This window comes from Aliamphritea ceti, from assembly GCF_024347215.1.
In the GTDB taxonomy this organism is placed as follows: Bacteria; Pseudomonadota; Gammaproteobacteria; order Pseudomonadales; family Balneatricaceae; genus Amphritea; species Amphritea ceti.
In genome coordinates this window covers 2068162-2093687 of the sequence record NZ_AP025282.1, presented here as the reverse complement: position 1 = coordinate 2093687, position 25526 = coordinate 2068162, and the positions used below count along the sequence as shown (strand labels likewise).

Sequence of the window (25526 nt, the reverse complement as noted above, 5' to 3'; positions counted from 1 at the left end):
TCAGCATTATGCCGTCAGGGCATCAGCCTCTTCTTTAGCTCGGTTACGTAAAATAAAACGCTGAATTTTACCGCTCGGTGTTTTTGGCAAATCTGTCACAAATTCAATTTCACGGGGAAATGCATGCGTTGACAAACGCTCACGCACCAGTGTTTTCAGCTGCGCAATTAGACTCTCATTCGGTTCAAAGCCTGATTTAATGACAACATATGCCTTAAGAATCGCCCCTCTTTCAGAATCAGGCTTACCAACAACCCCACTCTCTGCCACAGCCTCATGCTCAAGTAAGGTACTCTCCACATCAGCTGGGCCAACCCGGTATCCGGCCGTTGTAATTATGTCGTCATCCCGGCCATTAAACGAATAGCTGTCATCACCATGGCTAACAACCACATCACCGGTCAGATAATACTTACCCCGGAATGGATTCTTTTCCCCCCAGGTATAACCCGGAAAAAAGAACAGTGGCGACTTTTCCATATCAATGGCAAGTTCACCCACTTCGCCTTCTTTAATCTCCTGAAGTTCAGGATTAAGTGCGACTACCCTATGACCAGGCATTGAAAAGCCCATTGAGCCGATTCTGACTACGCTTTGCTCAAGATCATGATGATTACAGGCAGTCATTCCTGTTTCGGTCTGTCCATAATGATCCATCACAGGACACCCTAAACGACGATCAACCCAGCCAATCACTTCAGGATTCAGCGGTTCGCCTGCACTGCTTGCTACCCTTAAGTTAAATGCCTCTTCACCCTCCAGCACATCATCATGTGCCATCAGCATCCGGTACGCAGTTGGCGCGGCAGCCAGGTTAGTTATCGCATATTTTCGCAACATCGCATAAGTAGTTTCTGGCGTAAAACCGTTTTCATTAAAGTGAGTAGCATTACCAAGCAGTAAAGGCCCGACCACCGCATAATAAAGCCCGTACGCCCAACCGGGATCAGCCACATTCCAGTACTTATCTTCTGGTCTGAGACCGATCGCATAACGCATATATACGTGGAATGACAGTAGCGCTCTGGCAGGTACAGCAACGCCTTTGGCTTTGCCGACAGTGCCTGAGGTAAACATTTGCAAGAATGGTTCATCGGCAGCAATCACTACCGGCTCGAAATCACTGCTTTGCAGATCCAGCTGTTGCCTGAAATCCATATCTTGCTGATGGCCAGCTGCATCCCCTTCACGGTTTACCAGCAACACCGGCGGGCAACCATTTACAGCATCAAACTTATGCCGGTTCTCCGCATCAGTCACAACCAGCTTAGTTTCAGCCCGGGTCAGGCGATATTCGATAGCGCCGCTGCCAAAGGCAGTAAATAATGGCTGATAAACAGCTCCGGCCTTTAATACACCAAGAACAACGACCAGTAACTCAGGTGTTCTGGGTAACATACAAGCCACCCGGTCACCGCGACCAACGCCCTGAGCAGCCAGAAAATTAGCAAACTGCCCCGCCGCCGCCTTCAACTCTGCAAAACTATGCTCTGAAGCTGGCCCGTTTATACCTTCGTAATACAGTGCTGTACGTTCTTCATTCGCCCAACGATCGCAAATTTCCGTACAAACATTGAAGCCTTCCTTTAAATTACCGACTAATAGTGATTCCGCTTTAGCAGCCGTAAAATCACCATAAAACTCTGCGTAATTTTCCATTAACATTGCCTCTTATATTTATTATTTCTGCGGGCACACTCTGGTTTCATCCCTGTGCTCACGACATATGGATATTGATAAGTCCGTATATTTGTATTCAGCAAGACTGAATCGCCTACGCTGGCTTAAGATTGTTGTGTTGCGGCACTCTGTAAAATATCTCTGGCAATAATAATCCGCTGCACTTCGCTGGTTCCTTCATAGATGGTCGTAATACGCACATCACGGCTCAGTCTTTCCAACGGATACTCCTGCATATAGCCATAGCCACCGAGCATCTGAAGCGCTGTGTAACAAGCATCGTTAGCTTTTTCACTGCTAAAGAGTTTCGCCATTGATGCCTGCCGCGCGAACGCTTGCCCGCTATCTTTTTGCCAGGCAGCACTCATTAACAACAGGCGCGCCGCTTCCAGTTCGGTCATGCAATCTGCCAACATCCACTGCAATCCCTGAAAATTTGCCAGCGGCTTACCAAACTGCTGCCGCTCAAGTATGTAAGCCGACGCATATTGCATTGCCGCCTGCCCAATACCCAGCGCTAGAGATCCTATTCCAATTCTCCCTCCTGCCAGCTCACCGACAGCAATGCGGAAACCATCATTCAGCTCTCCCAGCAATGCATCTTGAGGTACGAAACAGTTATCAAAATGAACTTCATTGGTTGGCGAGCCATGCTGGCCCATCTTCTTTTCCGCGGCAGATATACTGATACCTTCAGCATTTGCCGGTATCAGAAAACAACTAATGCCTTTACCTTTAGGCACTGTCACGTCTGTCACTGCCCAGACAACAAATACACCGGCCAGCTCAGCACTGGTAATCCATTGCTTAGTCCCATTGAGCCGCCAACCACCTTCTGTTGCATCAGCACGGCTGCGCATACTGGCTGGATCAGAACCGGCACCAGACTCCGTCAGGCAAAAACTCCCAGCGGTAAACTCACCACTGCACAGCTTCGGTAAATACTCCTGCTTTTGAACTTCACTGCCCATCGCCTGAATAACTTCAGCAACCATATTTGTAACTGACATAGTGACGGCTGTAGATGCACAACTGGCAGCTATTTCAGTAATCGCAAGACTGAACGCGACGGTTCCGGCTTCACTTCCACCATACTCAGCCTGAACATTCAGCCCCATGAACCCTAATTCAGCTAGCTTATGGCAATGGGTTGCTAACCTCGCGTAATCTTTATTCTGATCAAGCTCTGCGGCAAAAGGCGCCAGCTCTGCTTCAGCGAACCGGCGCGCAGTTTCCTGAATCATTTGCTGCTCTTCACTGAGGCTTAAATCCATAGCGTTGTCCTGTCAGTCATTTGTGCATGTCCGGGTTAATACAACAGCACACATATTCATAATTAGGGTTTACCCTTAATTATATACCCTAACAAAACCACAAAGGTAAAGTCCCAATGAAACCCAGAGCATTAACATTTAGTCTAATAACCTGGTCATCCGGCTCTGGTCACCAGCTCTGATTGTTTTCGCATTTCAACAAAGATTAAATTTTCATAACCTAATCCCTGACAACACTCAAAAAGTACAGAAAACAAGCCATGTAATTGATAAGCACCTGTCACTTACTGCTGAATTCACCTAGAATAGCCGCGCTGTAGTAAACGGACTTTTACATCGCCTGATTTTATACAAGACGTTTCCGTACTCAGGCTTTAAACACGGTACAACCATGACGCAAGAAAATAACAATAAGATCCTCATCAGCGCCTGTCTGCTTGGTAATAAAGTAAGATATGACGGACGCGACAACCTGTTAGATCACCCAGTCATTCATCGCTGGCAACAAGAAGGCCGTATGGTCCCTGTATGCCCGGAAATGGCTGGTGGCTTACCAACGCCCAGAGCACCAGCAGAAATACTTAATAAGTTTCCATTGCACATAGTGACGGATGCGGGTGAGGACGTAACACCGGAATTTCTCGCCGGAGCGGAGCATTCAGTCAATCTGGCAAAACAACAAGGCTGCTGCTGCGCGTTACTTAAATCACGCAGCCCTTCCTGTGGCAATCTGGAAATTTACGACGGGCAATTCAACGGCACGATAGTACCGGGATCCGGCGCTACCGCAGATGAACTAATGCGCAGTGGCGTGCCCGTATTTAATGAACGACAGCTTGAACAGCTGATCGATTTTATGGAAAACATTGATAACTCAGCGCAAGGAAAACTGCTGAAACAAGCGCTATAGAATCACTTACCCATAGCGCCTGAAATTATCTCTGAGGTTATCTCCTGATGTAATATAAGCCCGGCTTTAAAATGCTTCCAGCATAGCCGGGTTAAACTGCTCCAGCGCCAGCGTAATTCTGAAATCCTCGGCCAGCGCATCTAACTCAGTCATCGACTTATTCAACTCTTCCATCGTCAGGGTATTGTTATCTAAAAGATATAACTGCTTTGAGCCCTGATAGCTAAAATTCATAATTTGCATAGCATCAGCATTACCTTCCGCCATTGCAGCTTTAATTTTGGCCTGTTTACGATAAATTTTATTCAACATTTGCTTAAGGTCCCAAACGTACATCACTTCAAACATAAAGACATCACGGCGATAACGTCGTAATAAGCTACCCACCACCAGAGCAGCAACAGCAACACCCGACAGATTCAGCCAAAAGTGACTGCCATCACCATCGGTGAAAACCTGAATCAGGACGGTAGAAACCGTTAGAGAAACCACCAATAAGACAACCGCCACAGCGACAAAAACAATTTTGTAATGCTTGCTGTAACGTTCTTTATCAATTTCCTGTAACTGCATGATTTTTCCTGAATAACTATTTGAATAACTTGCTGAATAAACACCCACAAGATTCCTGAGCCTATAATACGACCAAAAAGCCGAAAGAATTATAAAGCCCGCAGGCAGATAGCGACAAGGCAATCATTATTTACTTGTCCCAAACGCCCCGCCCCCCTAAAATATCGGCTTTTATTTCATTGTTGATCACTAGAGTATCCTATGCGCGCCAGTCAATATCTGATAGCCACACTGAAAGAAACCCCATCTGACGCCGAAGTCATCAGCCATCAGCTGATGTTGCGTGCCGGTATGGTTCGTAAAGTTGCTGCCGGTTTATATAACTGGTTACCGCTGGGCCTGCGTACCTTGCGTAAAGTTGAACGCATTGTCCGTGAAGAAATGGACAAATCCGGCGCACAGGAAGTTCTGATGCCCGCTATCCAGCCATCTGAACTGTGGCAGGAATCCGGTCGCTGGGAACAGTACGGCCCTGAACTGTTACGGGTCAGAGATCGTCACGATCGCGAATTCTGTGTAGGCCCTACTCATGAAGAAGTAATCACAGATCTGGTTCGTAACGAAATTCAAAGCTACAAACAGCTGCCAACTAACCTGTATCAGATCCAGACTAAGTTCCGTGACGAGATTCGTCCGCGCTTCGGTATTATGCGTTCCCGTGAATTCATCATGAAAGATGCATACTCTTTCCACAGCTCTCTGGAATCACTGCAACAGACTTATGATCTGATGCATAGCACTTACTGCAAAATTTTTGACCGTATCGGACTGGACTACCGTCCGGTACTGGCTGACAACGGCTCTATCGGTGGCAACTCTTCACACGAGTTTCACGTGCTTGCGTCTTCCGGTGAAGACGATATCGCCTTTTCTACCAACAGTGACTTCGCTGCAAACATTGAAAAAGCAGAAGCACTTGCGCCGGCCGTAGATCGTGCAGCAGCCACCCAGGAAATGACACTGGTTGATACACCAAATGCCAAGACGATTGCACAGCTGGTTGAGCAGCACGGTCTTGATATCGAAAAAACCGTTAAAACACTTTTCGTTGTTGCCTCCGAAGAATGTGACGCTGACTTTGTTGCACTGATGGTACGTGGTGACCACGATCTGAACGAAATCAAAGCCGAAAAGCTCAGCGAAGTTGCCGCGCCTTTGGTAATGGCTGACGAAGACAGCATCCGTAAACTGATTGGTGCCGGCCCAGGTTCTTTAGGCCCGGTTAACCTGCCAATTCCGGTTGTTATCGACCGTACTGTTGAGAAAATGGCAGACTTCGGCGCCGGAGCCAACATTGAAGGTAAGCATTACTTCGGTATCAACTGGGAGCGTGACTTACCACTGCCTAAGGTTGCCGACATTCGTAACGTTGTTGAAGGTGACCCAAGCCCATGTGGCCAGGGCAATATCAGCATCAAGCGCGGTATCGAAGTTGGTCATATCTTCCAGCTTGGCAAGAAATACGCGGAAGCGATGAATGCAACGGTTCTGGACGAGAACGGCAAAACAGCTACGCTGGATATGGGCTGTTACGGTATCGGTGTAAGCCGTGTAGTGGCTGCCGCTATTGAACAGAATTACGATGACAAAGGCATTATCTGGCCAGAAGCGATTGCACCTTTCACCGTGGCTATTGTTGCACTGAAATATGAAAAGTCTGAAGTCGTTAAGCAACAGGCTGACGCACTGTATGACAGCCTGACAGCAGCCGGTGTGGAAGTCATTCTGGATGATCGTCCAAAGGTAAGCCCAGGCGCTAAAATGGCCGATATGGAATTAATGGGTATCCCACACCGTATCGTTATTTCTGACCGTGGTATCGGCGCTGGCACATATGAATATAAAGCCCGCCGTGATACAGACAAGCAAGAAATTGCTGCAGACCAGGCTGAAGCCTTTATCCTGTCCGCCTTATCGGTCTAACCGCTACAACACACCCCGGCCCAGTGCCGGGGTGTTTGCTTTTATAACACTGTTTTTGTCAAACTGCTCAACGAGCCGTTTTACTGAAAATTTCTGCCCAGGCCTTAAGGAGAAAGACCATGTATATCGCCATGAATCGATTTAAAATAGCGTTAGGCAGAGAACAGGAATTTATTGATATCTGGCGCAACCGCGACAGCCAGCTACACAGCGCTGATGGCTTTGAATCCTTCAACCTTGTACAAGGTGCAAGTAATGATGAGTTTACCTTAATGGCATCTCACGTTATCTGGCGGAATAAAGCAGCCTTCGACGCATGGCTCACATCAGATGCCTTTAAGCAGGCACATGCCAACGCCGGAAAAAGCCGCCCTGAAGGCCTGTATCTCGGCCCGCCTCAGTTCGAAGGTTTTGAAAGCGTACTCTAATCCCATGCCAGTGATTACTATGCTGATCCGCAAAACTGCCAGGCAATTGTTAACCGGCTTGATTTTACTTTGCCTGCTACCTGCTTCGCTTCAGGCCCAGGAAGCAGATCCTCTGCTGCGTCAGGCGCTAAAAGATGCCTTCGCCGAAAGCGACAGTTTTAACGACCGGTTTGATGCCGAGGTTTGGTTAACAGACATGTCCGGGCGTACCTCTCGCTATATTGACGATGATCTGGAACGTATAGAAATTCTGCGAACATTGCACGCAGAAGCACGCCGTGTAGACCTGCCCCCCTCCCTCATCATGGGACTGATGCATACTGAAAGCCTGTTCGACCGCTTCGCTGTATCAGTCGTTGGCGCTCAGGGCCTGATGCAGGTAATGCCCTTCTGGAAAAAAGAAATAGGCCGCGAACAGGATAATCTGACCAATATTCAGACCAATATTCGTTATGGCTCAACCATTCTGAAACATTATCTGGAACGCTCTAAAGGCAATCTCACTGAAGCACTGGCACGCTATAACGGCAGCTATGGAAAAACCTGGTATCCGGAAAAAGTATTTAGAAATCAAAAGCGTTATATGGAATAACTCTTTCAATTTACACGAAAAACAAGAAAAACCTGTCTTTTAAATCAGTTTTTGAATATATTTTTGCCTCGTGTAAAAAAAATAATAACACTCTGGTCAATGCGACCATTCCGAAAGCATAGCTAAGCGCTTTCGTTGATGAGGACACTCCACCAATGGACACGCACCATGATGCCGGTAACAGCCTGAATATGAGGTTGCGACTGCAGGGGATTACTAAACAATATCCCGGCTGTCTGGCCAATGACCGAATCGACCTGGCAATAGAACCTGGTGAAATACACGCCCTGCTAGGTGAAAACGGTGCCGGTAAAAGCACCCTAATGAAGATCATCTACGGCGTCACCAAGCCCGATGCTGGCCAGGTATACTGGCAAGGCAACCCGGTGACGATTAAAGACCCGGCTACCGCCCGACGCATGGGTATAGGCATGGTCTTCCAGCATTTCTCGCTGTTCGAAACCCTGACTGTAACCGAAAATATCGCCCTGGCGCTGGGAGAAGATGCCGGCGACTTACCAACGCTGGCACAAAAAATACTTACCGTTTCACAGCGTTATGGCATGGAGTTGAACCCAGACCGCCACATCCATTCACTATCAGTGGGCGAACGTCAGCGAGTAGAAATTGTGCGCTGTCTGGTACAAGACATTCAGTTACTCATCCTTGACGAACCGACCTCAGTTCTGACACCTCAGGAAGTGGACAGCCTATTTGTTACTCTTCGACAACTGGCAAGTGAAGGCTGCAGTATTTTGTTCATCAGCCACAAACTGAAAGAGGTTCAGGACCTTTGCCACTGCGCAACTATTCTGCGTGCAGGTCAGGTCACCGGCGACTGCATTCCCGCGGAGGCCGGAGCAACAAATATGGCCCGGATGATGGTAGGAGACGATACACCTATCAGCACTGACTACCCGAAAGCTGAAGGTGGCGAGACATTCCTCAAAGTACACAACCTCTCTCAGACCAGCGAAGATCCTTTTGGCATGAACCTTAAAAATGTCAGCCTTGATGTTCGCAGTGGCGAGATTCTAGGCATTGCCGGCGTTGCAGGTAACGGCCAGGAAGAACTGCTAGCCGCTCTCAGTGGCGAAACACTTGAAGCAAAAGCTGATGAAATTCTCTTTAACGATGAACCGGTTGGTCACCTTGATCCAAAACAACGTCGTCAGCGCGGACTTGGATTTGTACCTGAAGAGCGTTTAGGACGCGGCGCAGTACCGGAAATGAGCCTGAAAGATAACAGCTTATTAACCGGGTTTCTGCAGGGGCTGGTAAACAAAGGTTTCATTAATCAACAAGCCACCAGTAAATTTGCAGATAAGATTATTGACGATTTCAAAGTCAAAACGCCTAATCAGCAAACCGCAGCCCAAAGCTTGTCCGGCGGTAACTTACAAAAGTTTATTATTGGCCGGGAAATCCTGCAAAACCCTAAACTACTGGTTGCTGCTCACCCAACCTGGGGCGTTGATATCGGTGCTGCCACGGCCATCCACGAAGCCTTAATTCGCTTACGTGATGCAGGTGCTGCAATTCTGGTAATTTCTGAAGATATTGATGAGCTGTTTCTGATCAGTGACCGCTTATGTGCAATCTGTGACGGCGAAGTTTCGCCCTCCAAACCCACTCAGCAAACCAGCATCGATGAAGTTGGACGCTGGATGACCGGTATTTTTGATACTGAAACACAAGCTGCGCCACAGGAGTCCGTATGATCAAGCTAGTCCCCCGTGGCGAACAGTCCAGCACCATGGCATATATGTCACCGGTACTGGCTGGGTTACTGACACTCTTTACCGGTGGCATCTTCTTTGCCTCACTGGGTCTAGATCCTTTTCATGCATTAGGCGTATTCCTGATTGCACCGGTTTCAGATCTTTATGGCATAGCGGAGCTTTGCGTAAAAGCCGCACCTATTATGCTCTGTGCTGTAGGCCTTGCCGTCGCGTTTAAAGCTCAGGTTTGGAACATTGGCGCTGAAGGCCAGCTACTCATGGGCGGCCTGGTCGCCAGTGCTGTTGCGCTTCAGTTTGGCGAAGCAGAAGGCTTCTGGATTCTCCCCTGCATTCTCATCAGCGGCATGATTGGCGGCGGTTTATGGGGATTACTGGCTGCCTGGCTTAAAACCCGCTTTAATGCCAACGAAATCTTAACCACCATCATGTTCAACTATATCGCCTTGTACTTGCTGCTTTACTTCGTACACGGTGCGTTAAAAGACCCTGATGGCTACGGATTTCCTGAATCCGCTTTATTTAGTGACGCCGCTACCTTGCCTATCCTGCTTGAAGATACCCGCATACACATCGGCATCCTGTTCGCTTTATTCGCTTCCGTCAGCATCTGGGTATTAATGCAACGCAGCTTTATTGGCTTCCAGATAAAAGTACTGGGCGCCGATGCCAATGCCGCTAAGCTGGCAGGCTTTAAGCATAAGTATCTGGTCTGGATTGCCATGGTGATCAGCGCAGCTCTGGCGGGCTTAGCCGGTGCAAGTGAAGTCACCGGTCCGATTGGCCAACTGATCCCCTCTATCTCACCAGGTTACGGTTATGCTGCCATCATTGTTGCTTTTTTGGGCCGGCTAAACCCCATTGGCATTCTGTTTGCCAGTTTTCTGATGGCACTTATTTATATGGGCGGCGAACTGGCACAAATCGAACTCAACCTGCCACTGGCGGTTACCGCCCTGTTCCAGGGGATGTTGCTGTTCTACCTATTGGCATGTGATGTGTTAATTAACTTTCGGATAAAGCTGAATTCAGCTGCCGCAAACAACACTGCGACGGGGAACTGAGCGTGGATATCGATCTGATCACCAATATACTCTATGCCATGGTCCGTACCGGCACTCCCCTGCTAATAGTCGCTCTGGGAGAAATGGTCTGTGAAAAGTCAGGCGTATTGAATCTCGGCCAGGAAGGCATGATGCTAATGGGGGCTGTTATTGGCTTTATCGCTACCCTGACCACTGGCAGCCTGTTACTCGGCTTTATTCTGGCAATTCTCAGCGGCGTTATCATGTCGATGCTATTTGCCGGCATTGCCCTGGGCCTGAATGCCAATCAGGTTGCAACTGGACTGGCATTAACCATCTTCGGCACCGGGCTTTCTGCCTTTATCGGCGCGGATTTTGTTGGTCAGCCAATTGAAGGCCTCAACCCTTATGCGATCCCATTTCTCAGCGACATTCCACTGATCGGAAAAATGCTCTTTGCACAGGACCTGATCGTCTATCTTTCCTTTGGTTTATTTGCCGTTATTTACTGGTTTTTTAAATCCAGCCGCGCAGGTCTGACTGTAAAAGCTGTGGGCGAGAATCCACATGCCGCTAATGTTATTGGCTTACCAGTTATGCGCACCCGTTATCTGGCGGTTGCCTTTGGCGGCGCTATGGCAGGGCTTGCCGGTGGTTATCTTTCTCTGGCTTACACTCCGCTCTGGACAGAAAACATGACCGCAGGCCGGGGCTGGATCGCTCTGGCACTGGTGGTATTTGCTACCTGGCGTGCTGAACGTATTATTCTCGGTGCCTACCTGTTTGGTCTGGCCAGTATTCTTAATCTTGTTGCTCAGGGTTTAGGCTACCCAGTATCACCAAACTTACTAGCCATGATGCCTTATGCAGCGACCGTGCTGGTACTGGTCATGATTTCCAGTAATGTAGCGAAGAGCAAAATGCACACGCCTATCTGGCTGGGCAAACCTTTCCATCCAGGGGGCTGATTTAGATGTTGTTTCAGTGGTTGTCAGGCAATAAGCGTTATTTACTGCTACTCATTTCAGTATTGCTTTCTGCCTGTTCCACTGACTCTGACTGGCGAACTGCCAGCCGTGAATCTGCTGGTCTGGCTCCTGATCCGGCGCAGCAGAGCATGGCAGTTGTTCAGGTATACGCCGCAGACGCCTGGGGCTGGAGGGGCTGGTTTGCTACCCACCCCTGGATTGCAACCAAGCGTAACGGAGAAAGCCGCTATACCATTTATGATGTGATTGGCTGGCGAGGTGGTCAGGGACGCCCGGTTCTGGGCATTTATCAGGACATACCTGACCGTCACTGGTTTGGCTCAAAGCCCAGACTACTGGTTTCACATACAGGCCCTCAGGCCGAGGCATTAATTGCTAAAATTCGTCAGGCAGCGCTAAGCTACCCCTGGAAAAATGAATACAAGGTATTCCCTGGCCCTAACAGCAATACATTTGTCGCCTGGGTGGCCAGTCAGGTACCTGAGCTGAACCTTAAGATGCCATTTTCCGCCATTGGCAGCGGCTACATCAGTAACTATAAACCCGCTCCACCGGCACAGAATTAACCGGAACAAAACCGGTATATTTTAAATAACGAGGATTAACATGCCGTACAACAAGGATTTCCCAGTATCCTGGGCAGAACTTCACCGAGACTCCCGTGCCTTAGCCTGGCGCCTGCTGGATATGCAAAAGTGGCAAGGCATCATCGCGATTACCCGCGGCGGCCTGGTTCCGGCAGCCATTCTGGCCCGCGAAATGGATATCCGTATGATTGATACCGTTTGCATTTCAAGCTACAGCTCATCAGAAGATGACGGTGATAAATCCCGTGGTGAGCTGCAGCTACTTAAATCTGCTGCCGGCGACGGTGAAGGCATGCTGCTAGTTGATGACCTGGTAGACACCGGCAAGACTGCGCAATATGTCCGCGAACTTTTACCAAAAGCACACTTTGCTACAATCTACGCAAAACCTTCAGGCCGGCCTCTGGTAGACACTTTTGTCACTGAAGTCAGCCAGGACACCTGGATTCGCTTCCCCTGGGATATGGAGTATTCCTTTTCTACTCCACTGGCGGACCGAAAATAATCAGGCAATGCCTACAGGTATTATTTCAAAGTACGCCCGGCATATATAAATTCAAATACACACATTTATATTTAGACAGCTCGACTAAAGCAATTTCAATACAAGCAAGCTCAACATAAGTAAGAACAACTAAATAAGAACATTAAAAAACAAATGAGGAAGCTGAAATGAAACACAGCATCAAACATCTTATCGCTTCTGTTGCGGTTGGCCTTGGCATTGCCAGTGCACCGATCGCACAGGCAGAAGAACCACTCAAGGTTGGCTTTGTGTATGTAGGTCCGGTTGGTGATCATGGCTGGAGTTATCAGCATGACCAGGGACGTCAGTCTATCGAAAAACACTTCGGTGATAAGGTCGAGACAACTTATGTCGAATCTGTGCCTGAAGGCGCTGATGCTGAACGGGTTATCCGTAATCTGGCTAAAGCCGGTAACAAACTGATTTTCACCACTTCGTTCGGCTATATGAACCCTACCATCAAAGCTGCCAAGCAGTTTCCGAAGGTTACGTTTGAACATGCAACTGGTTACAAAACTTCAAAGAACGCCGGTAACTATCTGTCGAAAACATTCGAAGGTCGTTACGTAGCAGGATTTGTTGCTGCTAAGAAAACCAAGACCAACAAGATCGGCTATATCGCCTCCTTCCCAATTCCAGAAGTAATCCGCGATATCAATACCGTGCAGCTGGCACTAAACAAGTACAACCCGGAAGCAGAAATGAAAATCATCTGGGTAAACAGCTGGTTTGATCCGGGTAAAGAAGCAGATGCAGCTAACGTAATGATGGATCAGGGTGTGGACGTTATTCTGCAACACACTGATAGCCCTGCCGCAATGCAGGCCGCTGAGCGTCGTGGTAAATTTGCCGTTGGTCAGGCATCGGATATGTCCAGCTTTGGCCCGAACGCTCACCTGATGTCAGTGGTTGACGAATGGGGCCCTCTGTACATCAAACGTGTACAGGAAGTAATGGATGGTACCTGGAAGCCAGAAAGCTACTGGGGTGGTATGGCTGAAGGCGATATCGTTGTTCCTGAAATCACCAATGTATCTGACGAAATTGCCGCAGAAGGTAATCAGATCATTGCAGATATCACCAGCGGTAAGTTCTTTCCATTCACAGGTCCTATTAAAAACCAGAAAGGTGAAGTGATGGTTGCCGCAGGTGAGCGTATGCCAATTAAAGACCTGCTGGGCATCAACTGGTATGTAGAAGGTGTTCAGGGCGACATTCCTAAGTAATATACTGCCCCCACCTGCCGCCTAAGCAACTCAGGCGGCTTATGCTGAAAAGCAGGGCTGTGGTGCGGCCCTCACAAACAACACACTGGCTCCCGGCGCATTCTGGCCGGGAGCCAACTCTTTTAATCAGGAGGTGTGTTATATGACACCCTATATTCCCAAAATTGATATATCCCCACTTTACTCGTTGAACTCCGCTGACTGGCAGGATGTTGCCACAGAAATTGACGCCGCCTGCCAGAATAGTGGTTTTTTCTATATCACTGGCCATAACATCAGCACTGAACGAATAGCTGAACTGCGTCAGTTAAGCGAAACATTTTTCGCCCTGCCTCATGAAGAAAAACTGCGTATAGATATCACCTGTACCCGTCATCATCGCGGTTATGGCAGTTTTGGTACTGAGCAACTTGACCCGGAACGTCCCGGGGATTTCAAAGAAACTTTTGATATGGGTCGCAACCTGCCGGAAGAGCATCCTGATGTTATCGCTCAAAAGCCACTGCACGGGCCAAATCAATATCCCGATATAGCTGGATTCCAGGAAATCATGGAAACCCATTACTGGGACATGATCGAGTTAGGTAAAACGATTTTACGGGGCCTGGCCGTCGCTTTGAAAATTGATCCAGATTTTTTTGCCGACAAATTCACTGCACCGATTAGCGTACTTCGGTTTATTCATTATCCGGAAATAGCGTTCAAGTCAGATTCCGAACAGATCGGCGCCGGCGCGCATACTGATTATGGCTGCATCACTATTTTACATCAGGATCAGGTAGGCGGGCTGCAAGTTAAAAACCGCCGGGGGGAATGGCTAGATGCAACACCCGTTGAAGGCAGCTTTGTGATTAACATTGGCGACATGATGGCTCGCTGGAGCAACGATCGCTATACCTCAACACCGCACAGAGTTATTAATCCCAGCGGGCAGGAACGTTACTCCATGCCATTTTTTGTTGAGCCAAATTTCGACACTTCAATCAACGCACTTGAAGGCTGTTACGACACTGATAGCCCGGCTAAATACCCAGAGATAACAGCTGGCGATTATCTGCTGTCCCGCTTTGCAGCTACTTATGAATATCGTGAGAAGTTTGAATAAAACCAGATACCATAATATCTAATTCAGGCCAGCCTTGATTAGGCTGGCCTGCTATAGTTTCTAAAACATCAGGGAAATACCGTTAAAAGATGTTAACGAAACGGGCTAAGTATAAAGAAACCTATAAGCAAAGAGCTCTATAAACAAAGAACTCTATAAAAAACCACCAACAAAAAACTCTGTACCTAAACTGCCCGCAACATTTCAAACCCTGTTAGTAAATAACATCGAAAACACAGCCGGAAGGAGATCAGATGCAGCAACTAATCAACGCCATCCCGAAAGCAGAATTACACCTCCACCTTGAAGGCAGCCTTGAGCCTGAGCTGATGTTCGAATTGGCCAAGCGAAACCAGATAGAACTGCCCTTCAAGTCTGTCGAAGAAATACGTGCAGCTTACGAATTCAGCAATCTACAGGACTTTTTAGATATCTATTATCAAGCTGCAGATGTTTTACGCACTGAAGCAGACTTTTACGATCTGACCTGGGCCTATTTGCTACGCTGCCAGGCTGATGGTGTCGTACATACTGAACCCTTCTTTGATCCGCAAACACACACCGAGCGCGGAATTGACATCGGCACAGTGATTAAGGGTATCACTCGCGCTCTCAAAGATGGTGAACTACAACTCGGCATCAGTAGCTACCTGATACTGTCCTTTCTGCGCCACCTGAGCGAAGAAGAGGCTTTCAGCACCTTACGGGATGCACTGCCTTACAAAGAGCACTTTATTGCCGTCGGCTTAGACAGTTCGGAACTGGGACACCCACCGGAAAAATTTGAACGGGTATTTGCTGCTGCCCGCGAAGCAGGCCTGAGAACGGTTGCCCATGCAGGTGAAGAAGGCCCTGCAGACAACATCTGGAATGCCATCAGCCTGCTAAACGTCTGCCGTATAGATCATGGCGTCGCGGCAACACAGGATCCACAACTGGTAAGTTATCTGGTGCAGCACCGTACACCACTGACAGTATGCCCGCTTTCTAATACTAAGCTAAAAGTATTTGCCGATATGTCGGAGCATAATATTCTTCAGCTGTTAGATAAAGGCGTAAGGGTAACAGTAAACTCAGACGACCCGGCTTACTTTGGCGGCTATGTGAATGCCAATTATCAGGCCCTGGCTGACGCATTAAACATGACAGACGCACAGCTCAGACAACTGGCAATTAACAGCATTACAGCCAGCTTTTTACCTGGAGAACAGCAAGCCCGCCATTTAGCGAAAATAGACAGTTTAATTAGCCCAACATAAGTGCTGATCTAAAATAATTATCTGTAACCGTTCAGATACTCAGGACTTTCTGCTGATGCTGTCAATCACATCAGCAGGAATTTCAAGCTTCAGAATTGCTTCAGATAAATTACTGGCATCACTGTTTTTAACCATAGTTTTCAGCACAGCCCAGGCTTCGTGACTAATAGTAATGGTTTTCTGCGACGCCTTACGTGAACCATTGCGGCGTCTGTAATTACGCACCCGCAGGGCATTGCGCAGCTTACCCATTACTCCGTGAAATACTGGGTGCAAATCAAAACACTGAAGATTACGGGCAAATACCTCAACCGTTTCATCTTTACTCAGTAAGCGCACTTCCTGTCGCTGCAAGACAGTATCCATTTCATCTGCCGCGCCCACCAGCTGAGCATCATTCAGCCCTCCTGACTGGGAAATCTGCTTACGGATAAAGTCCCTGGCAAAAGACAGGTCATCATTCTCGAGAACATAATTCGTCGTGCGTGCCATACAACTTCCTTAACAATAGACCGGCCAGATACGCGAGGGTTTAATCACAGCCATATTAGCTGCCGTGGATATTAAGCGCAGAAATATTAAAATACAAAAGACAGTCACTACTGAAACTATTCAGTCCCTGCCATCGCCCACACCCGGGGTCTTCAGCTTAGCTGCAGATTCAATATCTGTCTTGTCTTCAGAAGGCTCAGCAAACAAAACTTCCAGACTTATATCCAGCGATGCTTGACGGTGCTCTGTTACATCATTCAAGCGAGAATTCAGGCGGCGTTGCCAAACTTCCATAGCAGCCACCTCTGCAGCATCCGGCAATGGCCACGGCAAGCGTTGCTGTAACTGGTCCAGAGTCAGGCTACCCAAATCCCGCGCCAGAATATATTCCCCCTGATCAGTGCGACGAATAATACCAGGCGTTAGTAAACGCACATATTCATCCCAACGACTCTGATCTAAACCCTCCACCTGACGCAATAAAATTCGCTCATCCAGTGACTTGCCCCACTGCTGAGCCTGCCATAAACGGTGTAATACAGCTATCAAAGTATGCAGTCTGGAATGCTCAGCAGGATCCAGTTCATGCCGATAAATACTCAGTGCACGGGTAAGCTCAGCTCCCAGCAAAATTATCATCCAGCTGATATAAATCCACACTAAAAACAGCGGAACCGCAGCAAAGGCGCCGTAAATTAATTGATAAGAAGGTGATTCAGTCACAAAGAAAGCAAAACCACGCTTGGCTGCTTCAAATAAAAGCGCAACAACAATGCCACCGATCAGGGCATTTTTAAGCGGTACTTTACAGTTTGGAACTGCTGCATATAACAAAGTAAACGCTGCAGCAGAAAGCAACATTGGCAACATAGATAGTAACCGCCCTTTACCCACCAGCTCAGTCGCACTGGTGAATAATGACAGAGACGCCACATAAGACGTCACAAACAACCCCACACCAATCAAAATTGGCCCAAGACTGAGTACTGCCCAGTAAAGCAAAAAGCTGGATAAGCCTTTACGTGGCTCCCCGACTCGCCAGATACGGTTAAAAGCCGCCTCAATATTCTTCATCATCATGATTGAAGTAACGACCAGAATTACTATACCTACTACTGTCAATTGCTTAGCCTGTGCAGCAAAGCTGTTCAGATACTCCTGCACAACATTACCGGTTGCCGGCACAAAATTATCAAAAATCCAGCTTTGCAACTCTTCACCTGCCCCCTGAAATGGCGACACTATCGCCAGCATCGCGTAGGTAACAGTCATTAAAGGCACCACAGCAAACAAAGTGGTGTACGTCAGTGCAGAAGCATTCAGCACACCTTTGTTTTCTATAAACTGTCGGAATAAATAACGTAAAAAAGCACCGCCAGCACGTAACTTGTCCATGGGTCCCTGCTCATCAGAAATATTTCTGCCCGACATCTTCTGTTCACCCTCTTAAAAACTGCTAAATCATAGCTTCAGACGCTTTAGACCCAACGCTAAGCTGTATACAATAAGGCCTGTCAGCGCCACCTATTTAAACATATGTATCATAGGCCTGACGCATCATTATTATAAATGCGCCGTTGCAAAAGTAACGGCCAGTTTGCTCACTATCTAAAAAGGTATGGTGCTATGTCTGCAGAAATCTACCACAACCCACGTTGCTCTAAATCTCGCTCTACTCTGGCCCTGCTGGAAGAAAATGGCGTGTCACCTGATATTCGTCTGTATCTTGAAAATCCACCAACTGAAATGGAACTCAAAAGCATACTGGAGCAGCTCGGTATTAGCGCCCGGGAACTACTACGTACCGGTGAAGCTGAATATGCTGATAATAATCTGGCAGATGAAACCCTCAGCGAAGACCAGATTATCGAACTCATGGCTGAATTTCCGAAGCTGATTGAACGTCCTATCGTTATCAAAGATGGTCAGGCACGTATTGGTCGGCCACCGGAATCGGTACTGGAGATTCTCTAAGTGAGTTCACCATACGTATTGGTTCTCTACTACAGCCGCCATGGTGCTACCCGCACGATGGCGCAGCAAATTGCCAGGGGTATCGAAGCCAGTGGCATAGATGCCCTGCTACGAACGGTTCCTGAAGTATCCGCTAACAGCGAACAATCTGCACCAACCATCCCGGCCGAAGGGGATATCTACTGTACTGAAACCGAGCTGGCAAACTGTAGCGGCCTGGCACTCGGTAGCCCTACCCGCTTTGGTAACATGGCATCCCCCCTTAAGTACTTCATCGACAGTACCAGCAGCCTATGGCTAAGCGGTGCATTGATCGACAAACCAGCCTGTGTTTTCAGCTCAACCGCAAGCTTACACGGCGGCCAGGAAACCACCTTACTGAGTATGATGTTGCCATTAATGCACCACGGTATGTTGATGGCCGGTATTCCATATTCTGAATCAGATCTGCTCAGCACAACTCAGGGCGGTACACCTTACGGCGCAACCCATGTTGCCGGTCAAGACGGTCGCGACCTGGACAATGCTGAACGCAATCTGTGTCAGGCTCAGGGCAAGCGCCTTGGTCGGCTGGCGAAACAACTGCTCACAGCGAATTAACCATACTGGATGAAACCTCCCATGCAAGCCACACTACAACGCCTGGTTAACATTAGCCGTGCCGCCACATTGCTCAGCTACTTTGGGCTCATCCTGTTTCTGACGGCCTGGTATCTGATAATTTCGCCACCACCTACCGCTAATCCTTACATTATCTGGGCATTTCAGGTGATTCCACTGGCCCTGTTTTATCCGGTCATAATGAAAAGAAACCTACGCGGACATATCTGGTTGTGTTTTTTTGTCAGCATCTATTTTATGCACGCAGTGCAAATTGCGATGTCCAGCGGACCTAACAGTTTACTGGGATTAATCGAAACTCTGCTGGTAGCCAGTCTGTTCACTGCAGCGATGATGTTCACTCGCTGGCAGAGTAAACTGAAAAAACTACTAGCGGCTCAGAAAACTCAATAATTTGAGTAATCTGATTGGCAGATGAAGAGTCTGCAGACTTAACCGGCTCTTCGTAATAACCCGCATCTTAGCGACCAGCAGTATTTTCCGGAGTCATTATTTTGAGTTTTTCAGTGACAGACATTCGCCAGCAGTTTCCACTGTTGGATCAGCAGATTCACGACCAGCAACTGGTTTATCTGGATAACGCTGCCACTACTCAAAAGCCTGCCTCAGTCATTAAGGCCGTCCAGGATTTCTATCAAACTGACAATGCCAATGTGCATCGTGGTGCACATCACTTAAGTGAGCGGGCAACACTGCAGTTTGAAACCGCCAGAAAAAGCGTTCAGACCTTTATAAACGCCGCCAGTGTTAAAGAAATCATCTGGACCCGCGGCACCACAGAAAGCATCAACCTCATCGCCCAATGTCTGACAGATCAGCTACAAAAGCACGATGAAATTTTACTGACAGAACTGGAACATCACGCAAACATTGTGCCCTGGCAAATGCTTGCACAGCGAACCGGCGCCATCATTAAAGTAGTTCCCATACTTAGCAACGGTGACCTTGATCAACAAGCGTTCGGTAATCTGCTTTCTGACAAAACCAAAATCGTTGCGCTAACCCATGTTTCCAATGCACTGGGCACAGTAAATCCACTGGCAGCTATGATTCGGCAGGCAAAAGCTGCCGGCGCAACAGTAATTGTTGATGGTGCTCAGGCCGTCGCGCATTTGCAGGTAGATGTACAGCGGCTAGGATGTGATTTCTACGTATTTTCCAGCCATAAGATGTACGGTCCCACAGGTATTGGCGTGCTGTACGGCCGCCAGGCATTGCTCGAAGCAATGCCGCCCTGGCAAGGTGGTGGCGAAATGATCCGTAGTGTCAGCTTTGAACACACTGAATACAATGACCTGCCTTTCAAGTTTGAAGCAGGCACGCCCAACATCTCCGGCGCCATTGGGCTAATGACTGCAATCAACTGGCTCAACAACTTAGACCGTCGCGCAATTGCCAGCCATGAGCAAGCACTTCTGCAGCATGCTATAAAAGCCTGCCAGCAAATCAAAGGCTTTAACCGAATAGGCACACCAACGGCAAACGCTGCGATTCTTTCATTCCAGCTGACCAGCCATCATCAGCAGGATGTAGGGTTAATTCTTGACCAGCATGGGATTGCCGTTCGTACCGGACACCACTGTGCCATGCCGCTGATGAAAAAACTGGGACTGCCTGGGACGATTCGCGCCTCTTTTGCCGCTTACAACACCCTGGATGATGTCGAACGCTTTGCCAATGCTCTTCATCAATTGACATCCAGCGGCTTCTTTCCTGTCGCAGAAACTGTCAGTAGCGACAAAGCTTTTACCGACAATCCATTCGGTAAAGACATTGACGCCAAAGTAATACTTGCCAAACTTGAGCCTCTGCACAGCTGGAATGACCGTTACCGGGAAATAATGCAGCTCGGAAAGCAGCTGCCACATATGACCAGTAAAAGTAAAACCAGTGAACATCTGGTAAAAGGCTGTGAAAGCCAGGCCTGGCTGGAGTTCCAACTAGATAAGGATGGACGGTACTGGTTCAGTGCTGATGCCGATGCCCGGGTGATTCGCGGACTTATCGCACTGCTACTGGCCGCCCTTAATGGCAAAACCGCTGCAGAAATACAGACTTTTGATATCCCTGATTATCTGCAACGCCTGCAGCTGATGAAGCATCTAAGCCCTTCCAGAGGCAATGGCTTATTGGCGATTATTGAACGTATACAAAACATCACTACCAGCTAAGATTTTTTAGCTGAAAAGCACCTTCAGTCAGCCGGAAGTAATCTTGTTAATCCGCCAGGGTATCCACTCGCATATTCTCCCGCTCATAGTGAATCGGCATAGCACGTCCATACAAATGCTCTGAATGCTTAGGCCGGTTTACAGTGTGAGGATCAGTTGAATAAGTCGGTAAGGCGATAATACGCATCGTATCTCCTTCTATACGGGTGACACGGTGCATTGAGAAACGTCCTTTAAATAACTGTAAATCTCCCGGGCGCAACTGCAACTGATGCACCTTATCTCGCCCACCTTCCAACACTTCTTTTACATCATCAAAACATTCATCTTCCGGGTTACGGATATCCGGGGCGAACTCGAAACAACCACCACTTTCTGACTCCTGTACCAGAATACTCACAGTGAATTCATTGCCATCAAAATGCCATGGGAAGTAATGCCCGGAATCCATTACAGAATAAGGATTACGCCCTAATGGATCTGCCCAACAATACAACGGCCAGATATTCAGACACTCGCCCACAAAACGCAGCATTTTAGGATCTTCATATATTTCACGTAAATCCGACGTAGCTTCCAGCACATCTGAATTAATGTAACCACTCTCACGGCGTTCAAAAAAACGTTTTGGATGTTCCGCTGGCAGGCCTTGATCATCCGGTGTGAAATACGGATTGTGGCTTCCCTGCGACCAAAAAGTCTCCGGCAATAATCGCTTAGCTTCAGCAGCCATCCGCTGCAGCGAAGAAGGCTTAACAAAATTACGGATAACTACACAGCCAATATCGTTCAGCTCAGCCCGACAATGTGCCAACAATGCCTGAGTGTCCGGATGATCCAACTGATCAATAGGATAGCGCTCAAGGTCAACAATATCCTCCAGCCGCACAGGGTCAGCCTGAATCACTTCTTGCCCGCTCATGCTCTTTTATCTCCGTGTCTGATATTCATTTTCTGGCCTAGCCAGATACCGTTGTGATTAATATCAAACAAGCTCTTCCATAAAACAAACAAATATAATTTAATGTTAATATCGACAAAATCGATATTTAAAAAGAACAACAGTCGTAACTGTGAGCCTTAACAGAGCAGTGTTTCAGAGGTTTTATGAATATAGAGCACATGCGCGCATTCCTGGAAGTTACAGCAACCGGCAGCTTTCAGCTGGCTGCGGATAAACTTTGCGTGACTCAATCCACTATCAGCGCAAGAATCAAAGCCCTGGAAGACCGCCTTAACCGGGAATTATTTTTACGTCGCAGAAATGGCGCTGAACTAACTGCAGCAGGCCATCATTTTCACCGCCATGCGCTTACATCGGTTCGCGCCTGGGACCGGGCCCGCCAGGAAATAGCGCTACCAGACGATCTTAAAGCAATAGTAAATCTGGGGTTACAGCTCAATCACTGGGAGCAAATCGCACCGCCATGGCTGGCCTGGATGGAACAGCAGGCACCGAACGTAGCCACACATGTACTGGCAGAATACTCGACTACTCTTATGGACCGTCTACGGGACAGGCTGATCGATGTCGCTATTCTCTACGATCCGCAACAAAGGCCGGAACTGACGATAGAACCTTATATGAGCGAACCCCTGATACTGGTTTCAACCGAACCCAGACAGGTTGTTCCCGGTAGAGTACCCGGATACATATTTGTCGACTGGGGTGATAGCTTCCGCGCCCAGCACAGCCTGGCGTTCGCCGATGTACCGGTACCAAAACTAACAGTAGGACTCAGCAGTGTTGGACTACAGCATATTCTGAACCACGGCGGCTCAGGCTACTTTATTGCCAGCTCAGTTGAACCTATGATTCAGGCTGGAAAGCTGCATCAGGTTAAAGAGGCGCCAATATTTCAGCGGCCAACTTATTTGGTATATCAGGAATCGCCGAGCGACAGTGAATTGATTGAAACAACGCTAAAAGGCCTGAAGGCCATCGCAGACAATCAAACGATTAAATACGAATAAATTCGTTAGACAGAAAGCTCACCCTGCGCGATCTCGGTGACTTCATCACTGACAGAGACCTGATTACGGCCGGCAGATTTTGCAACATACAAAGCATCATCTGCCAACTTAATCAGTGCATCCATCTGTTCAGCATGCTGAGGGAAACTGGCTACACCGGCACTGAAAGTATAGTGAACACCGCCATCTGCAACCTGCATCGGGTTATCATTAACACTCACACGTAACTGCTCCACTAACTGCAATGCACCCGCTGCATCAGTATTCGGTAAGAGCAACAAAAACTCTTCACCGCCCCACCGCATCAGTGTATCTGACTGGCGTAATTGTGATGATATACGTGCGACCAGATGTTTCAGCACCTTATCGCCAATCTGATGACCATAGCTGTCGTTGATTGTTTTAAAGTGATCCAGATCGATCAGACTTATACTGAATTGCCGCCCATAGCGCTGCGCATAACTCAACTGCTTACGAAAATGCATATAGCCCGCTCTGCGATTCAGCAAATCAGTCAGGTAATCATAGCTGGCCTGACGGCGCAGTTGAACTTCCTGAGCTTTGGCAGCACTGATATCCTGTACCATACCCACCATAAGCAAAGGCTGGTTATGCTCATCCCGTTCGTATACCCGGCCCTGGTCACGCACCCAAACATAGTCACCTGGAAAGGTTTTTAAGCGGTACTCAGCATCAAAGCGCGAAATATTTCCCTGAAGATGAGCATTCATTATCTCCATTACCCTGACACAATCATCCAGATGAATTTGCTGCTGCCACTCACCCAGGCCGAAATGCGTCTTTTCCGCTGGAAAGCCCATAATGCGTTTAAACTCAGAGGATATATACACTTCATTAGTACGCAGATTAACTTCCCATAAACCGTCAAGAACATCATTCAGAGCAAAGTTCCGCTGCAACCCGGTTTCAACCAAAGCCTCACGGCTATGCAACTGAGCGGTAATGTCCCTTACTGTTACGACACCATAACTTGCAGACTGCCAGGTAAAAGGATTAATGCTGATTTCTAAAGACAGAGGTTTAGCCGCCGCCAGATATTGCACCTGACGGGTATTCACGAGTCCCGACCACCGATAACTGAACAAAGCCTCAAACGACTTGCCAGTAAGACCCTCTTCTGAACGTTCGAGTAAACAACACAAAGGCTGATTAACCATCCGTATCAGACCGCTGGATGCGTCTAACAGGCACAGACCATCGCTGCTGTGATTCAGCAATGCAGTGTAGAACTCAGTATCGGGGATGACGTCGCACACGATGTTGATCCTGGCCGTTCACTGATAATCAGCTATTCGAAGAACGCCTATTTAGACCACAGAAGTGTACAAATTTCAAACACCATTCAACCGGTATTACTTACCAGTTGAACTTAATGACCAGAAAACAAAAGAATAATATCAGGCTAAGCTATTTTCACGACGGGCCTTTTCAATCAGCTTTTGCAATACACGGGACACAGCAGCAAACGCAAAACTCGCTGTCACACAAGTAGACGCACCAAATCCACCACTGCAATCGAGGCGGGTATTACCATCCTGTACGGACTTCATCTGGCACACAGATCCATCCGGCTGTGGATACACCAACTGCTCTGTAGAATAGACACAATCGACTGCAAAACGACGGCCACTTTTGCTGAAGTTATACTCACGGCGGAGCAAACTACGGACTTTCGCTGCCAGCGGATCATGATTAGTTTTGCTCAGATCACAAATATCTATCCGGGTCGGATCTATCTGACCACCGGCGCCACCAACGGTAATAATACCCAGCTTACGACGCTTACAATGCGCAATTAGCGCTGCTTTTTCTTTCACGCTATCGATAGCATCAATTACATAATCGAACTGCTGACCAATTAATTCAGGAATATTTTCAAGCGTTATAAAATCATCCACTTCCGTGACTTCGCAGGCAGGATTAATCGCTTTCAGCCGTTGCGCCATCACTTCAACTTTAGACTCGCCTACAGTCGCGGTAAGCGCATGTATTTGACGGTTCACATTGGTAATACAGATATCATCAAGATCAATCAGCGTAATATTCTGAACACCTGAGCGAACCAATGCTTCCGCAACCCAGGAACCCACACCACCAATACCGATAACACAGATATTAACCCGTTGAAATAAACGCAAACCCGCTGCGCCATATAACCGCTCAATACCACCAAAACGAGGATCAGTCTGATTCGTCACGCCGTAAAACTCTCTGTCAAAATTCTTCGTCTGTCAGTTCAGTCAGAACTATTTCGCCACACTGGTTACACTTACCTTCAATGAACACTATACCTTTGTATTCATACTCAGCAGGCTCTTTCATGCCAAGGTTTTCCTGCAGGCATTTATCACACCAGGTCTGCTCCAGAAACGCCCGGCGCTCCTGTTCATCACGGTTCATAAAATCCCGCTCTATACGCTCTTCACTCATGTTACGT

Annotated in this window: 26 protein-coding genes; 17 read left to right on the top strand and 9 right to left on the bottom strand. The window is 47.9% G+C overall.

Features of this window, described 5'->3' with window-relative positions; all coding sequences use genetic code 11:
- Nucleotides 1-6 precede the first annotated feature (6 nt).
- Nucleotides 7-1665 carry an AMP-binding protein gene (locus tag OCU49_RS09585; protein WP_261844759.1) on the bottom strand — a complete coding sequence of 553 codons (1659 nt, stop codon included), beginning with the start codon at nt 1663-1665 and terminating at the stop codon, nt 7-9.
- A 119-nt stretch (nt 1666-1784) separates the two neighbouring features.
- Nucleotides 1785-2954, bottom strand: coding sequence for an acyl-CoA dehydrogenase family protein (locus OCU49_RS09580; RefSeq protein ID WP_261844758.1), 1170 nt, complete (start codon nt 2952-2954; stop codon nt 1785-1787).
- Nucleotides 2955-3345: 391 nt separating this feature from the next.
- On the opposite strand from OCU49_RS09580, the gene OCU49_RS09575 reads away from it, so the two are divergent.
- On the top strand, nt 3346-3864 hold the full coding sequence (locus OCU49_RS09575) for a 2-thiouracil desulfurase family protein (protein WP_261844757.1): 519 nt from the start codon (nt 3346-3348) through the stop codon (nt 3862-3864).
- 66 nt (nt 3865-3930) lie between these two features.
- On the opposite strand, the gene OCU49_RS09570 is transcribed toward OCU49_RS09575, so the two are convergent.
- Complete coding sequence (locus OCU49_RS09570) at nt 3931-4437, bottom strand: DUF3087 family protein (protein ID WP_261844756.1); 507 nt, start codon at nt 4435-4437, stop codon at nt 3931-3933.
- A 201-nt stretch (nt 4438-4638) separates the two neighbouring features.
- Between OCU49_RS09570 and OCU49_RS09565 the strand changes: the two genes are divergently transcribed.
- The 11 genes from OCU49_RS09565 (at nt 4639) to OCU49_RS09515 (ending at nt 15836) form a co-directional block, all read left to right on the top strand.
- A complete protein-coding gene (locus tag OCU49_RS09565; RefSeq protein ID WP_261844755.1) occupies nt 4639-6360 on the top strand; it encodes a proline--tRNA ligase in 1722 nt (573 codons plus the stop codon).
- A gap of 119 nt (nt 6361-6479) precedes the next feature.
- The gene (gene hmuQ, locus OCU49_RS09560; protein ID WP_261844754.1) at nt 6480-6788 is read left to right on the top strand and encodes a heme-degrading protein HmuQ; all 309 of its coding nucleotides are present in this window, start codon (nt 6480-6482) and stop codon (nt 6786-6788) included.
- Nucleotides 6789-6807: 19 nt separating this feature from the next.
- Entirely contained in the window at nt 6808-7380 is a 573-nt protein-coding gene (locus OCU49_RS09555) for a lytic transglycosylase domain-containing protein (RefSeq protein ID WP_261844753.1), read from the top strand.
- A 155-nt stretch (nt 7381-7535) separates the two neighbouring features.
- The gene (locus OCU49_RS09550) at nt 7536-9101 is read left to right on the top strand and encodes an ABC transporter ATP-binding protein (protein WP_261844752.1); all 1566 of its coding nucleotides are present in this window, start codon (nt 7536-7538) and stop codon (nt 9099-9101) included.
- Nucleotides 9098-10183: an ABC transporter permease gene (locus OCU49_RS09545; RefSeq protein WP_261844751.1), complete on the top strand. Its 1086-nt coding sequence runs from the start codon at nt 9098-9100 to the stop codon at nt 10181-10183. Before OCU49_RS09550 ends, OCU49_RS09545 begins: the two co-directional genes overlap by 4 nt.
- A 2-nt stretch (nt 10184-10185) precedes the next feature.
- Nucleotides 10186-11112: an ABC transporter permease gene (locus tag OCU49_RS09540; RefSeq protein WP_261844750.1), complete on the top strand. Its 927-nt coding sequence runs from the start codon at nt 10186-10188 to the stop codon at nt 11110-11112.
- Nucleotides 11113-11117: 5 nt separating this feature from the next.
- Nucleotides 11118-11699: a DUF3750 domain-containing protein gene (locus OCU49_RS09535; RefSeq protein WP_261844749.1), complete on the top strand. Its 582-nt coding sequence runs from the start codon at nt 11118-11120 to the stop codon at nt 11697-11699.
- 40 nt (nt 11700-11739) lie between these two features.
- The gene (gene gpt, locus OCU49_RS09530) at nt 11740-12225 is read left to right on the top strand and encodes a xanthine phosphoribosyltransferase (protein ID WP_261844748.1); all 486 of its coding nucleotides are present in this window, start codon (nt 11740-11742) and stop codon (nt 12223-12225) included.
- Nucleotides 12226-12392: 167 nt separating this feature from the next.
- A complete protein-coding gene (locus OCU49_RS09525; protein ID WP_261844747.1) occupies nt 12393-13472 on the top strand; it encodes a BMP family ABC transporter substrate-binding protein in 1080 nt (359 codons plus the stop codon).
- A gap of 142 nt (nt 13473-13614) precedes the next feature.
- Nucleotides 13615-14577 (top strand): isopenicillin N synthase family dioxygenase, encoded by a 963-nt coding sequence (locus tag OCU49_RS09520; RefSeq protein WP_261844746.1) that lies wholly within the window; start codon nt 13615-13617, stop codon nt 14575-14577.
- Nucleotides 14578-14831: 254 nt separating this feature from the next.
- Entirely contained in the window at nt 14832-15836 is a 1005-nt protein-coding gene (locus OCU49_RS09515; protein WP_261844745.1) for an adenosine deaminase, read from the top strand.
- A gap of 39 nt (nt 15837-15875) precedes the next feature.
- On the opposite strand, the gene OCU49_RS09510 is transcribed toward OCU49_RS09515, so the two are convergent.
- Together OCU49_RS09510 and OCU49_RS09505 are read right to left on the bottom strand one after the other, a co-directional pair.
- A complete protein-coding gene (locus OCU49_RS09510) occupies nt 15876-16328 on the bottom strand; it encodes a hypothetical protein (RefSeq protein ID WP_261844744.1) in 453 nt (150 codons plus the stop codon).
- A gap of 120 nt (nt 16329-16448) precedes the next feature.
- Entirely contained in the window at nt 16449-17723 is a 1275-nt protein-coding gene (locus OCU49_RS09505) for a virulence factor BrkB family protein (protein WP_261844743.1), read from the bottom strand.
- Between the two features lie 231 nt (nt 17724-17954).
- Here OCU49_RS09505 and arsC point away from each other — a divergent pair, with 231 nt between their 5' ends.
- The 4 genes from arsC (at nt 17955) to OCU49_RS09485 (ending at nt 21094) form a co-directional block, all read left to right on the top strand.
- Nucleotides 17955-18302, top strand: coding sequence for an arsenate reductase (glutaredoxin) (arsC, locus tag OCU49_RS09500; RefSeq protein ID WP_261844742.1), 348 nt, complete (start codon nt 17955-17957; stop codon nt 18300-18302).
- A complete protein-coding gene (gene wrbA, locus OCU49_RS09495) occupies nt 18303-18902 on the top strand; it encodes an NAD(P)H:quinone oxidoreductase (RefSeq protein WP_261844741.1) in 600 nt (199 codons plus the stop codon). It abuts the gene before it with no gap.
- A gap of 21 nt (nt 18903-18923) precedes the next feature.
- On the top strand, nt 18924-19316 hold the full coding sequence (locus OCU49_RS09490) for a DUF2069 domain-containing protein (protein ID WP_261844740.1): 393 nt from the start codon (nt 18924-18926) through the stop codon (nt 19314-19316).
- Between the two features lie 101 nt (nt 19317-19417).
- Nucleotides 19418-21094, top strand: coding sequence for a SufS family cysteine desulfurase (locus OCU49_RS09485; protein WP_261844739.1), 1677 nt, complete (start codon nt 19418-19420; stop codon nt 21092-21094).
- A 46-nt stretch (nt 21095-21140) separates the two neighbouring features.
- Here OCU49_RS09485 and OCU49_RS09480 read toward each other — a convergent pair whose 3' ends face one another.
- Entirely contained in the window at nt 21141-22016 is an 876-nt protein-coding gene (locus OCU49_RS09480; protein WP_261844738.1) for a HalD/BesD family halogenase, read from the bottom strand.
- 185 nt (nt 22017-22201) lie between these two features.
- Between OCU49_RS09480 and OCU49_RS09475 the strand changes: the two genes are divergently transcribed.
- Nucleotides 22202-23068, top strand: coding sequence for a LysR family transcriptional regulator (locus OCU49_RS09475; protein ID WP_261844737.1), 867 nt, complete (start codon nt 22202-22204; stop codon nt 23066-23068).
- Nucleotides 23069-23073: 5 nt separating this feature from the next.
- Here OCU49_RS09475 and OCU49_RS09470 read toward each other — a convergent pair whose 3' ends face one another.
- From OCU49_RS09470 to OCU49_RS09460, 3 genes are all read right to left on the bottom strand, one after another.
- Entirely contained in the window at nt 23074-24345 is a 1272-nt protein-coding gene (locus tag OCU49_RS09470) for a sensor domain-containing diguanylate cyclase (RefSeq protein WP_261844736.1), read from the bottom strand.
- 141 nt (nt 24346-24486) lie between these two features.
- Nucleotides 24487-25287 carry a tRNA cyclic N6-threonylcarbamoyladenosine(37) synthase TcdA gene (gene tcdA / locus OCU49_RS09465; protein ID WP_261844735.1) on the bottom strand — a complete coding sequence of 267 codons (801 nt, stop codon included), beginning with the start codon at nt 25285-25287 and terminating at the stop codon, nt 24487-24489.
- Between the two features lie 16 nt (nt 25288-25303).
- Nucleotides 25304-25519: a hypothetical protein gene (locus OCU49_RS09460; RefSeq protein WP_261844734.1), complete on the bottom strand. Its 216-nt coding sequence runs from the start codon at nt 25517-25519 to the stop codon at nt 25304-25306.
- Nucleotides 25520-25526: the final 7 nt, after the last annotated feature.